8 protein-coding genes and 1 pseudogene are annotated in these 13,829 nt (G+C 37.7%); 3 read left to right on the forward strand and 6 right to left on the reverse strand.

The features are described from left to right. Positions 1 to 366 precede the first annotated feature (366 nt). Together Q8G36_RS11885 and Q8G36_RS11890 are read left to right on the forward strand one after the other, a co-directional pair. Positions 367 to 1,760 (forward strand): annotated as a pseudogene (locus Q8G36_RS11885) (FAD-binding oxidoreductase). Positions 1,761 to 1,764: 4 nt separating this feature from the next. Next, positions 1,765 to 2,739, forward strand: coding sequence for a bile acid:sodium symporter family protein (locus Q8G36_RS11890; RefSeq protein WP_305160365.1), 975 nt, complete (start codon positions 1,765 to 1,767; stop codon positions 2,737 to 2,739). A gap of 97 nt (positions 2,740 to 2,836) precedes the next feature. On the opposite strand, the gene Q8G36_RS11895 is transcribed toward Q8G36_RS11890, so the two are convergent. Next, positions 2,837 to 3,868 (reverse strand): acyltransferase family protein, encoded by a 1,032-nt coding sequence (locus Q8G36_RS11895; RefSeq protein WP_305160366.1) that lies wholly within the window; start codon positions 3,866 to 3,868, stop codon positions 2,837 to 2,839. 1,676 nt (positions 3,869 to 5,544) lie between these two features. Between Q8G36_RS11895 and Q8G36_RS11900 the strand changes: the two genes are divergently transcribed. After that, on the forward strand, positions 5,545 to 6,186 hold the full coding sequence (locus Q8G36_RS11900) for a glycosyltransferase (RefSeq protein WP_305160367.1): 642 nt from the start codon (positions 5,545 to 5,547) through the stop codon (positions 6,184 to 6,186). Between the two features lie 993 nt (positions 6,187 to 7,179). Here Q8G36_RS11900 and Q8G36_RS11905 read toward each other — a convergent pair. The 5 genes from Q8G36_RS11905 to lpdA all read right to left on the reverse strand — a co-directional run bounded on the left by Q8G36_RS11905 (position 7,180) and on the right by lpdA (position 13,824). After that, positions 7,180 to 7,527: a hypothetical protein gene (locus tag Q8G36_RS11905; RefSeq protein WP_305160368.1), complete on the reverse strand. Its 348-nt coding sequence runs from the start codon at positions 7,525 to 7,527 to the stop codon at positions 7,180 to 7,182. 950 nt (positions 7,528 to 8,477) lie between these two features. Continuing rightward, positions 8,478 to 9,455, reverse strand: a complete 978-nt coding sequence (locus Q8G36_RS11910; protein ID WP_305160369.1) for an NAD(P)H-dependent flavin oxidoreductase — start codon at positions 9,453 to 9,455, stop codon at positions 8,478 to 8,480. Positions 9,456 to 9,527: 72 nt separating this feature from the next. Next, positions 9,528 to 11,408, reverse strand: a complete 1,881-nt coding sequence (locus Q8G36_RS11915; protein WP_305160370.1) for a sigma-54-dependent Fis family transcriptional regulator — start codon at positions 11,406 to 11,408, stop codon at positions 9,528 to 9,530. Between the two features lie 208 nt (positions 11,409 to 11,616). Further along, entirely contained in the window at positions 11,617 to 12,393 is a 777-nt protein-coding gene (locus Q8G36_RS11920) for an acetoin reductase (protein WP_305160371.1), read from the reverse strand. A 48-nt stretch (positions 12,394 to 12,441) separates the two neighbouring features. Next, the gene (gene lpdA / locus Q8G36_RS11925; protein ID WP_305160372.1) at positions 12,442 to 13,824 is read right to left on the reverse strand and encodes a dihydrolipoyl dehydrogenase; all 1,383 of its coding nucleotides are present in this window, start codon (positions 13,822 to 13,824) and stop codon (positions 12,442 to 12,444) included. Positions 13,825 to 13,829: the final 5 nt, after the last annotated feature.

The raw sequence follows: 13,829 nt of genomic DNA on the forward strand, positions 1-13,829 counted from the left end.
TTTTGTTTTAGTCAATTCCGTTCATTTGGAAATTACAGGTGATTTCATTTTTGGTAATAAGGATGGATAATCAACTATAATCACTAACTTAATAAGAATTTATTTATAGAGAAAAGTAATAAAAGTATAATTGTTGAAAAAGTCAAAAAATTTAGTATAATGAAAATTGGTTAGACCAATTATAAAATGATTAAGAATGGTCTAGGTCGACCATTCATTAATGGGTGCGATATCATTTTAAGTTTTTAAGGAGGGGGACCATTTATCAATACAAAATTTGAATATGAAATTAATTCTTGGTATGGTGCGGCCAAAGCTTTTGATAGAACGAAAAATAGAGGTTATAGCAGAAAGAAGGAGAATTGAATGGAAGCGGAAGCGGCTAGTGTAAACTTGATCAACGCTTTAAAGGAAGTTCTTTCGGAAAATCAAGTAACAGAAAACCAGACAGTAAGAGAATTACACGGCAGAGATGAGTCATATCATGCTGTAAGTCTTCCCGATATAGTTGTTTTTCCAGAAACAACACAGCAAGTTAGTGAGGTTGTGAAATTGGCAAATATGCACAAAATTCCGATGGTTCCTTTTGGTTTGGGATCAAGCCTTGAGGGGCACGTCATACCGTACCATCATGGCATAACTATTGATTTTTCACTAATGAATAAAATTCTAGAAGTGCGTGAAAACGATTTCCTCGTAAAGGTTCAGCCTGGCGTAACGCGTTCACAACTGAACAAAGAATTGAAAAAATACGGTTTGTTTTTTTCAGTGGATCCTGGAGCTGATGCAACTCTGGGCGGAATGGCGGCAACAAATGCCAGTGGAACGACATCAGTTAAATATGGTGTGATGCGTGATCAAGTTCGTGATCTTGAAGTGGTTCTTGCAGATGGCTCGATTATACATACTGGCAATTTGGCCGCTAAATCGTCATCAGGTTACCATCTAAACGGTCTTTTTGTTGGTTCCGAGGGAACGCTTGGCTGCTTTACGGAATTGACGTTGAGAGTTTACGGAATTCCTGAGCACGTTATGGCGGCAAGAGCATCATTTCCGGCATTAAACCATGCGGCAGAAGCAGTTGTATCCATTTTGCAGTCAGGTGTTCCAATTGCAAGGGTGGAACTTGTCGATGAACCATCAATGAAGCAGGTTAACCTCTATAGTGATACAAGCTATAACGAAGCGCCTACACTGTTTTTGGAGTTTCATGGTAATGACGCAGGGTTGAAGCAAGATGTAGAGTTCACTAAAGAAATAGTAGCAGAACATAATTGTCTCGATATTGAATTTGAGACAGATAATGCTGCCAGGAACCGCCTATGGGAAGCTCGCCATAACCTTGCGTATGCCTATATTCAAGGCTATCCTGGAAAAAAACTGATGGTGACAGATGTCTGCCTTCCGATATCAGAGCTGTCCGGTGCCATTCACCACGCAAGGGAGGCTGTTGATTTCCTAGGCCTTACTGGTGGAATCGTCGGCCATGTAGGCGATGGAAACTATCACGTACTCTTAATGATTGATAACAATAATCAAGAAGAGATTAAAAGAGCTGAACAGCTAAATGAACAAATTGTCCTTTATGCCCTTGAGCGTAAGGGAACATGCACTGGCGAACATGGTGTTGGGTCGGTAAACAAAAATATCAGAAAAAAGAACATGGGAACTCACTGCTTGTGATGGAAAAAATTAAAGTAGCTCTTGATCCAGATAATTTATTAAATCCAAATAAAATATTAATGCAAGAAAGAGTGTGATGAAATGAAAGTATTAGAAGCATTCAGTGCATTAGCCGGAAAATATTTTGCTGTTTGGGTTATCTTAATATCCGTCATTGCCTTTATTTTTCCAGAGCCATTTTTGGGATTGGGGGGATATATTACAATATTGCTTGGCGTTGTCATGTTTGGAATGGGGCTTACTTTGAAGGCCGTTGATTTTAAAATCGTCATTACTAAACCACTGCCCGTGATAATTGGAGTTTGCGCCCAGTTTATCATCATGCCATCTGTGGCATTCCTTATTGCGAAACTCATGAATTTGCCAGCAGAATTAGCTGCAGGTCTGGTTTTGCTCGGCTGTGTACCAGGCGGAACAGCCTCTAACGTTATGGTTTATCTGGCAAAAGGCAATGTACCTTTGTCGATAGCTATGACTTCGGTATCAACTTTACTGGCTCCAATCATGACACCACTGCTTCTGCTTTTGCTGGCAGGACAATGGATGCCAGTTGATTTTTTTGATATGTTTAAGTCCATTATACAAGTCATCCTGCTTCCGATTGTTTTAGGTTTGGCCATTAAGCGGTTTTTCCCAGTAATAGTTGAAAAAAGCTTAACCGTTTTACCCCTTATTTCGGTAGCAGCTATCATTACGATTGTAAGCGCAGTAGTCTCAGGGAATGCAGCTAGCATTGCTGCATCCGGGGTCCTTATTTTCACTGCCGTGATGCTTCACAACGGATTCGGGCTTCTGTTTGGTTACTTAGCAGCAAAAGTACTTGGACTTGATGAAGTGAATAGAAGAGCGATTTCGATTGAAGTAGGCATGCAGAACTCAGGGTTAGGCGTTGCGCTTGCTACTGCACATTTCGGCCCTATGGCAGCACTTCCAAGCGTCCTGGCTGCTGCATGGCACAACATTTCCGGACCAATTCTCGCGACTTACTGGTCAAAAAAGTCTGCTGGCGACAGTATAGAGGAAGCGCCAGTCCATCCGGTGGAGACCAAGCTTTAATTACATTAATTGAAAAAAGATCCCATGCTCCCAGCAGGGATCTTTTTTGCTGTGCCTATAAACTCCTATCACTAAGTAAAGGGTTTCTAACTCTCCACTAACTGTTTTCTATCAGTTTCCCCAAACGCATTTTGAAATATTGAAGTAAGTCATAAGATATGTACGACATAGAAATAATAAGGAGTGTCTCAAATAGTTTTAAGAATAAATTGTCAGATATATGTTCCATTTTTACTGCCGATAAAATCAAATCAAAAATATTGATGAAGACTACATGAACAATGTATATGCCTAGGGCTCTTCCTCCTACTTTAGTAATGAACAAATCCTTCCCCAATGTCTTATTATTTAATGCAAATAAAAAAAGGAATGTAGTTAAAAAGATAGTAGAAATAAAATATTCTCCATGGCTTCCTGATAATACCTTATCTAATAAGTATCCTTCTGCCACTTGGACAATAAAGAAGATAAAAATTAATAATAGGTAGGTTTTGGCTGTTATTGATCTTGACTTTTCAAAGAATTTTTTATGCGCAAAGAAAAATCCCAAAGTTGTATAAAAAAGACCAATGAATAAAGAATCCCGTGTACTTAGAGGAAAATCATAGAACAACGAATACGATTGTCCGAAAAGACCTAACAAGTTTAATATTAGGCTGATGATTAAAAGAAGCCTTACTTTTTTTAACTTAAAAAAACCGAATAGAATGATAACACTCCAAATTAATGCGGTTAAAAACCACAATTGGTATCCGCTAGTCCCAGTTCCATAATATATAAGGTCAAGAAATGAAAAATGATTAATGTATTGCTCAAATTCCTTTGGAGCATCGGTAGCAACTTTATAAAGAATTAGAACATCATACATTATATAAAAGAAGAGCCAGCATATATACAGTTTCAAGATTTTTATAATATACCTTTTAAAATAATCAATGGAATCCCTTGTATGCATGATCTTTTTACCGAACAAATAACCAGATGCAGTAAAGAAGAACGGCACCGCAAACCTTGAGAAGTTATCGAGAATAAATAGACCAATCTGGCTATCCCTTGGGAATACATGAATGACTACAACGGAAAATATTGCAAAAAATTTAATAAAGTCAATCGCGTTATTTCTTTCCATTTGTTCACCCTTTCATAACACTTTTACTGTCATTGGTTATTCCCTATATTATGTACACCCAAGTGAATTTTATTTTTCTCTTTCTGGATCCATTTACGAGATGCTGTAAGAGACTTAAAGGAGGGAGGAGTAGTGCATAACTCCTTGCGGATAGTCATATGTATGCCAATGTTCGTTTTAAATTGGCTCTAACAGAATAAAATCCTGTAATCATGCCGATTGACGATAGGAAATGTAGGAACTGCCTGATTACAAATTGCAAGTTGGTATCTCATCATTGCTGTTCGAAGACCAAAGAATATAGAAATGTGCTAAACGCATTATTTTTCAGCGTCGTATACATTTTCTATCTGGGTTATTACAACCAAGACATTTATTATGAAAACTATGTTTTATTTCTCCCAAAACAGTTATGGTTTTTTAACCTTTCTTTTATCTCAATGTTTCTTCATACAGATTACGGGTATATAAGAGAGGATAGAAAAAGTAGATGGGGAGTAGATTTCGATGAAAGTAATTTTTATTCTAGCTCTAATTGTAATTGCCTATATGGTATACAAAAAGGTTATTAAACGAAGGTAGATACAACGACTAAAAACAGCTCTTGAAGAGGATTATATATTTATGCATTTGAAATTCTTTAGATTGTTTTTTTTTGCGGGTAATTCACTTTAAGAATTGCCTGCCACTTTTTTAACATTTGTGAAATGTTTGACAAGAAGAAGAATCGTTTATTCCTTTTAGTACACAGCACATATTAGTTTAATCCCAATTTAATAAATCGGAGGAATGAATGTGTTAAACAAATTTAAAAAATTAATAAATGATCCAAAAGTACAAAAAACAGTAAAAGAAAAGGTAATCCCTTTGGTGAAAAAAGAAATGGAAAAAAGAAAAACAAATAAAACATAATTCTAAATACGATCAATGCTCTAATAGGTCATTTCCACTTTTTTATTTGTTGAAAGCCAATGGATTTCCTAACTTTCGTATTAGAGAATTACTAAAGTAATATAGGGTATCAATAATCACAGTAACTACTTTCAATCCTTAAGGATTTGATTATGGTTATTTTACCTCTTTATCTTTGTTTTCTTGTATGTTTTCTTGTAATAGTAAGGCAGCAAACGTATGCCTTAAATGATGAAGAGAAAATCGGTGAGCGGGGTGACCAGCTAGTTCTTAAATCTCTTTAAATATATTGTGCAGTCCACGAGGATTTAATGGCATATTTTACTGATTATAAAAGATCGATTCACTATAATGTTTTTGCTGCTCTAAAAGAGTTTCTATATAGTCCTGAAATGACTGCAAGACACTGGGATGAAGGGAGAAGAGGCATTCTTTTCTCCCTTTTCCTCGAACTAAAATCATTTGATATTCTAAATTAACTTGCCCCTAAATCCACTAATACCTGACGTCTCATTCCTTAAGTTTCAAGTAATAAACCATTAATTCATCAAATTCTAAGCACAAATTGCGAAGTGGTAGTGCCCGTGTATTAATACTATGAAAGAAGACCTGATCTTATAGAAAACAGCTTACATTGGACGATGTGAGTTCATCTAAGTCCAATTTTCAAATCAACTGGGTAAGTATAACCATTATTATGAATATAAAAATCCCATATATAAATAATAAAAAGGTGTTTTTAAACTATGGAAGGAGATGGTTTTATGAAAAAATTATTGTTAATGGGATTTATTTTTTTATTTCCTCTAAACATGGTGGCTGGAACAACCAGTGCATACTCTAAACCGCAGGTACAAAATGTTAGCCAATCTGAAGTAAAGTTCGTAAATGAATTCAGGAGACTTTGGATTGATCATGTATTGTGGACAAGCAATTATATTACAAGTGCAACAACAGCTGGAGCGGAGGATCAAAAACAGGTACTGGCTAGGCTTCTGAAAAATCAGGAGGATATTGGTAATGCTGTAAAGCCAGTTTACGGAGAGAAAGCTGGGAACAAACTTACGGATTTGCTTAAGGAGCATATTGTTATTGCAGGAAAGATTGTAGATGCTGCTAAAAGTGGAAATGAAGCCTTGGTGAAACAGCTAAACAAAGAATGGTATAGAAATGCTGATGAAATAGCAGCTTTCCTAAGCAGTGCCAACCCATATTTGAAAAATGAAGATCTAAAAAATTTGCTGTATATGCATCTGAAATTAGTAACAAATGATTTATCTGCAAGCCTTGCAAAAAATTGGAACGGAAGAATCGTTTCAATAGACGAAGGGGTCACACATATAATCCTAATGGCAGATACTATCTCTGCGGGAGCTGTAAAGCAGTTTCCGGATAAGTTTAAATAATAATCTCAAGATTCCTCCAGCATTCTGTTGGAGATTCTTTCATTATGAGGGGCATTTGCTTATGTTTATATAACTGATTCAAGCAAATACCGGCTCTGGTTGCGTAACTGCATTATTGTACTAACTGTCCTGTTACCATACAGAATTCTCTTATCTTAATCAATGGTGGGTTAGCCATGACCAATTCGGCGGATATTTAGCCCGTGAGCTTTTTGACCACCAAAAATACATTGCGCCTAAAGCTGATATAGTAATTGTAATGTATGGGTGATTATTCTTTTTAATATGCATGGGATAGTATCCTATGCATATCAACTAAACAAAATCAATTAGATGGACCGTATAATATGTTAGAAACTGTAAGAGAAATCATTCCGATAAACTGGTTTTAGTGGATTAGTAAAAAAACAAACAATAATGGTTATTGATTAACGACACAAAAGTGGAGTTTTTCATTCGCTAATCAAATATACAATATTGGTCCAAAAACATCAGATTTGTGTCTTTTGTAAACTTAGTGATGAGATAGACAACACAACACATTTATGACATTAGTCATATTGAAAGACAACAGATTGGTACTATCATTCATTATTTCGATTCTAGTTTACATAATATATATTATAGGAAGTTGTATTTTTAATGTTAATTTCGTCTCATATCTTAAGAATACTTAACTTAGTGAGACAAAATGCGAATTTTTATATTTAACCACTACAATTATTTATTATTTTCTTTTTATTTAATTACAGTTAACAATTAATACTTTTAAAACTTTAAGTAAATATCGCTACATTATTTTTTTAAAAAATGTTTGATCTTCAATTTATAATAAGATTAAACTGGCAGTAAGTTTTGCTTAGACTTAAGCTAATTTCACAATGAGTTAAGTCATATGTCATTAAATTTCCTGATTTTTATTCTGAATTTTAATTTATCTGCTAATTGTTGACATATTTCATTTTTGGCCATTTTATTTATTATTTATCTTACTTAGTCATTCACTTTAAGAATCTCTAATTGCCTTGTTGTAGTGATCAAATCTATTTTATGATTTCCCTTCGTGTAAAAAACGGAAGCTCCTTCACTTTTCCCCTTTTTCCATCCATTCGCTTTAAGGGCTAAGTCATATCCATATGGTATGCCATTTTCTTCAGAAGCCCTTGACCATTCATATCTATTCCCTTGCTCATTTATCTGAACCAATTCAGCTTTTCTAGGTACAGGGAATCCGTATAAATCTTCTGTAGTTATGTATGATGAAGAAATGAAGTGATAAATGATTGCCCCTCCTATTAAAAAAGCACCTTTGGTAAGTGTCCAACTAATCCTTTTCTTCATATTGCTTACCCTTTCCTTTCCTGAAGACGTATTCAAAGAATCGTTATCTAATAATTCTGTAGTAATCTAAATTAATCCTGCTTAACTGACTTGATTTATCAATTTTGTTATTCTGATATATAAATTAAATGGCGAAATGAGAAAAATCACGGGTTAACACTTCTATAAAGTTATATAAATATAATTTATCTCGATGACAATTCAAAGGTTTTTATCATGAAAGTTCCGCTTTCTTCCTGAGAATGATGATACCTGTTTAACCCCATCACCTCCTATAAGACATATTCACTTAACTTATAGCATGAATAACCTTTAATAAATGTTTAAAGCTTAATGATGTTCAAGCTTTGACCGCTTTCATAAGTGCAACAACATGCAGTGAATCATAAGGAAGCTGCAAAGGGTTATAAAGTAAACCTTTAAATCGAATTTGTTTAGAAACACTGCCTACCTTCAGCAATCAGTTCTTTGGTATCATGAGTGCAATTTATTTATATATAACATGTATTTATATATAACATGTAAAAGTCGATTTTTACATGTTATAAAAAAGGATGTAAAAAGTTTCAGGAATCAAAGCAGTTTTTGGAGAAATGGTATAAAGATCTAAGGTATTCTGATTAAGATGAATAATATTATTATGTAAACACTACCTATTTCTTTGATTCTTTTGCATGGAACAGTCTTTATTAAGAAGCTCCCGAAAGTTGGTTAACAATTGATTGATGAGATATGTACCTTTTTTTCTGTCTTGAATTGGCTTTTCGTGTTATAGTTGCGAATAAACCAGTCTTTCCTTCAAACTTCTGTCGTAATAACGGTAATGCTCCCTTCTATAAGAGAAACATTTTTGAAAAAGCTTATACTTGACCACCTGTGGGACCTTATGTTTAATAGATAAAACAGGAACATGAAATCGCAATTGATCTCATGTTCCTGTTAGGTTATATTTATGTTCGAATGGATTCGATACGGCTTTGGATGAATTCAAACGAGTTTTTTGCTTCTTGGACGATTTGTTTTATTAGTTCATTGACGGTCAATATTTCTTTTATCAGTCCTACGGATTGACCGCATGACCAGATTCCACCGTCTAAATCTCCTTCAAAGTATACTTTCTTGCTTCTTTGTCCCGTAATTAGCGGAATCAATTCCTCTATAGTGGCACCTTCATTTTCAAGTTTGTCCACTTCTTCACTGACGGCATTTAATGCTACACGCGACGGACTGCCTATATTCCGTTGGATGACAACCGTATCCATTTCATCGGCCGATACCATCCACTGCTTCACGTTATCATGAATCGGTGCTTCTTGCGTTGCCATAAAGCGAGTCCCCATGACAATACCTTCAGCACCGAGCGACAAGGCACTAATAAGGCCCCTGCCATCCGAAAATCCCCCGCCTGCTATTACTGGTATAGTAACTGAGTCAACAGCTCTAGGGAGCATGACAAGCGTTCCTACATCACCCATTCCTGGATGTCCGCCTGTTTCATTCCCTACAATAATAATGGCATCGACTCCTAATTTCTCTGCCGACATTGCGTTTTTGACGTTCGCTACCTTATGTATCACGGTAAAGCCGTGCTCTTTAAGTTTGGGCATTAAACTTTCCGGGCTTCGGCCACTCGTTTCAACAATTTTTACATCTTCGTCAATCAAAATATCGATGAACTCATCATTCGGGGTTGCCGTTTGACTTGGAAACAGGTTCAGGTTGACAGCAAAGGGTTTCTTGGTCAAAGTTTTCACTTTACGTATTTCATCACGAAGACCTTCTGGTGTCACCTGTGTTTTCGAAGTGATGATGCCTAGTCCCCCCGCTTCTGAAACAGCGGCTGCGAGCGGGGCTCGGCCAACTTGAAACATCCCGCCGCAAATAATTGGATATTCAATCCCCAATAATTCAGTAATCCTCGTTTTCATTTGCCATACCCCTTTCATTTTTCATGGATTTCTATAAATCTACTCTTTTTACATCATGTACATACGCCGCATCTATATTCCATACCTATGGAGCCGCTTATAAAATGTACTTCTTGGTATATCCATCAACTTTGCTGCAGCAGTGACATTTCCTCTGGATTTTTGTAATGCCTCTATCATTAGATCCCGTTGAATTTTTTCACGGATCGTCAGTTCATTTTCCTTGAAGCCTTTTTTACCAGGTTCCTCCCATGTAGGGAAATCATCATGCCAGGTAACGGGCTGTGAATGCATGGAATTCAACACTTTAACATAATCCAGAGGTCCTTCTGCAAGTAAGATGGTCAATCGCTGAAGTACATTCTGCAGTTCTCTAATATTGCCTGGCCAATTATAATCCTTTAAACGATTCAATAATTCTTCTGTTACTGGAATATTCCAATTATTCTTCGAACACAAGTAATTGACTAGATAAGGAATGTCTTCAATCCTTTCCCTTAAGGGAGGTACATGAATGGGGTAAACGTTCAACCGATAGTATAAATCTTTACGAAAGGACCCTGCATTGACAAGCTCTTCCAGATTACGGTGTGTTGCAGTGATAATGCGAATATCCAATGAAATGCTTTTTGTGCCACCGATTGGAACGATTTTTCTTTCCTGAAGTACACGCAGTAAGGCAACTTGCATCGCTAAAGGGATCTCACCGATTTCATCGAGAAAAATGGTCCCTCCATTTGCCTGCTCGAACTTCCCTTTGTGCCCTTGCCGTTTTGCCCCTGTAAAAGCACCATCAACATACCCGAATAATTCGCTCTCCATTAAATCTTTAGGTATGGCTCCGCAATTTATCGTGACGAACGGTCCTTTTTTACGAAAGCCATTTTCATGAATAGCCATGGCAATAAGCTCTTTCCCGACCCCTGTTTCACCGGATATATACACATTTGCTTCTGTCGGTGCAACAAGCTTCACTTTATGTAATGTGTTATGAAACGATTCACTAATCCCTCTTTCCCCTTTGAAGGCAAACCTTTCTGATGGCATTGAAGCAGGAAAAAGCCTATTGGGTTCATGATTCTCTGATAAGAATAAACACTTACCGGAAACCCTATTATCCTCTTTGGATAGAAGCGGATTTTCCTTTTTGATTTGATATCCATGATTTAAAAAATCGGCCAATGCCATACCAATGGATTGCGGAATTTTTTTGCGAATCTGTTTACTGGCGGAGATTATCTTTTCTTTATGATTACAGACGATAAAAGGCAGATCTGGATAGGTCTCTGCAAGTTCTATCGAGTGCTGGGTCAGTGCCAGCTCCTTTTTATAGGAACGAACTCCCATTTCCTGTTCAATCGTATACGCCAAATTGGCTACCGTACCCAGCATGGAGGGATGGAAATATTCTACTGGACATGATATATCCAAAACTCCCAATAGCATACCGTCTTCATTTAAAATGGGCATGGCAGAGCAACTCCATTTGTGTGAGGCAATTGAATAGTGCTCGGTACCTTGAATCATTACGGCTTCACCCGTTTTCAAGGCTGTTCCAATTGCGTTCGTTCCGACCTCACCCTCCGTCCAGCATACACCTTCCACAAAATTTATTTTGCCTGCCTCCTCGAGGATTTTCTCGTTTCCGGAAAGTGAAAGGACATATCCATCCGGATCGACTAATAAAGCCATCATTCCAGATTCTTTTATCGATTGATTCATCCTGGATAATTGGGGTGATGCCACTTCTAATAAGAAGGAGTTTTTTTCTCTTTGAATGTCCAATAATTCATTCGTCAAAATGTGTTTGCCTTTATTAAGGTATGGGTTGACTTGATCTTTTTTGCAGCGATGCCAGGATTCCATTATTCGTTTGTTCAGACGATTTGAATCGAGAACCCCTTCACTGACAAAGCGTTCCCATGTACGCAGATAACAACTAGTGGATAGCATATAATCCTCCTCTAATCATTTGGTTTAAACCTTCATTTGACCAGTCAATCTAGAGGAAAAATACCATGGAGTATAAAATAGGATGTTAATCGAGGTCCATTTAATTATAGTAGATTATGTATTCGCTTACAATATATAGATGGAGTTTACAAAAAAAGCATCATGTGATCATTCACATGATGCTTCTCCATTAAACAATATAATGCGTTTATGAAAAAATAACCCCTCCATCAATCATGATGGATTGCCCTGTCATATAATCCGAATCCGCTGAAGCAAGGTAAGATACGAATTTCGCAACATCTTCTGGGGTTTCGGAGCGTCCTAAGGTTATGGAATCTGTAAACTTTTTAAATGTTTCCCCTTTAGCAAGATTCATATATTGACCCATTTTTTCATCGATCAAATCCCACATTTGCGTCCCGACAATTCCTGGACAGTATGCATTCACCGTAATGCCAAACTGGGCCAATTCCTGTGCTGCCGCTTGTGTAATGCCTCTAACGGCAAATTTTGTGGCCGAGTATGTACCTAGTAAGCTAAAACCTTTATAACTGGCGATGCTGGCAGCATTTATAATTTTCCCGCCTTCTTGCTTTTTCATTTGATCAGCAGCGGCTTGCAGGCAAAAGAGGACACCATTTACATTTATATTGAAAATCTGTTCAAAATCCTTTTGAGTTACTTCCAAAAGAGGCTTTATTTGAGCAATTCCTGCATTTGAAACCATAACATCCAGTTGTCCAAAACGTTCCACAACTTGATTCACCATTTCGAATACTTCCCGTCTATTGCTTACATCCGCTTTGACGGCAAAGCTTTCACGTCCAAGTTCCCTAATCTCATTTACGACCGATTCAGCCGTATCCAGATTGACGTCGTTAATGACCACATTCAATCCATCTTGAGCTAATCTTAATGCAATGGCACGTCCGATACCCCGTCCTGCACCAGTGACTACCGCCGTCCGTTGACCGCTAGCCATACAAAAATCCCCCTTCTGGTAAAAAACCTTATTTCCATAAAAAATTTATTATGAATGCACAGCTTGACCTACAACGTTTAAAAGAGCTTCATGTATGGATTCAGACAAGGTTGGATGCGCCGCTACTAAATCTTCCATCATATCTGCCGTTATTTCTGCATGCAGCATGACCGTTCCTTGACCAATCAATTCTGTTGCATGTTGACCAACAATGGAAAAACCTAGAATTTCATTATATTGCGGGTTCACTAGGACTTTGACCTTTCCTACCGGTTTATTGGAAAGGATAGCTTTCCCATTTGCCGAAAAAGCGAATTCACCAACTTTAATTTCCCCATATTTTTTACGCGCTTCTTTTTCAGTCAAGCCTACACTAGCAATCTCCGGGGAGGTATAAATGCAGCGAGGGATTGCCTGGTAATTCACTTGTGCAAATTGATCACAGGCATTCAGAGCCGCCACTCGCCCTTCATGAAAAGCAACATGGGCAAGTTGTATGCCCCCTATCACATCACCGCATGCATAAATCGATGGATTGCTTGTTTGCATTCGATCATCCACCGAGATGCCAAGTCGGGAAAAATCAATATCGTTTCCCTCGAAGCCCATTTCGTTCACTCTTGGTTTTCTCCCTATTGATACGAGTACGTAATCAGCATGATGTTCTTCCAATTCGCCATCGCTTTTCTCAAAAAACACCGTCTTACTGGTTGGATTGATGTTTTTGACAGATGTGGAGGTATGGACTGTAACGCCTTGGTTATTCAATTCTCCATGCAAGATGCTCGTAATATCATCATCTTCCCCCGGAAGCAGCTTTTCCCCCATTTCGATAACGGTAACCTTGGTGCCCATCCTGCTATAAATACTGGCAAATTCACATCCGATGACGCCGCCTCCGACAATTAGCAGCGAATCGGGAATGGCGGGAAGTGACATGGCATGGCCACTGTGGATGATCCATTCACCATCAAATGGCGCAAAAGGTAAGGGAATCGGTTCGGACCCCGTTGAAATGATGATCTTACTTGCTTCAATCTCTTCCTTTTTATTTCCGTTCTCGATCCGCAGTCGATGGCTCGAAAGGATAGACGCTCTTCCCTGAATGACTTTTATTTTATTCTTACTCATTAAATATCGAATGCCGTTCACTAGTTTAGATATGACCTCTCTCTTTCGTTCCTGTACGGTTTCCCAATCGACTTCAATCGAATTGAAGGGCAGGCGAATTCCCAATTGCCCAGCATTTTTCACCAAGTCATACGTATCGGCACTTTTCAATAATGACTTCGTTGGCATGCAGCCTTCGTTTAAACAGGTGCCCCCCAATGGCCCATCGACTACCAATATGACCTCCTTATCCTGCTGGGCAGCAGTGATTGCCGCTACGTACCCAGCAGGACCTCCGCCTATAATAGCTATGCGATTCAAGGCTT

The sequence above is a fragment of the Peribacillus frigoritolerans genome, from assembly GCF_030676415.1.
Classification (GTDB): Bacteria; Bacillota; Bacilli; order Bacillales; family DSM-1321; genus Peribacillus; species Peribacillus frigoritolerans_A.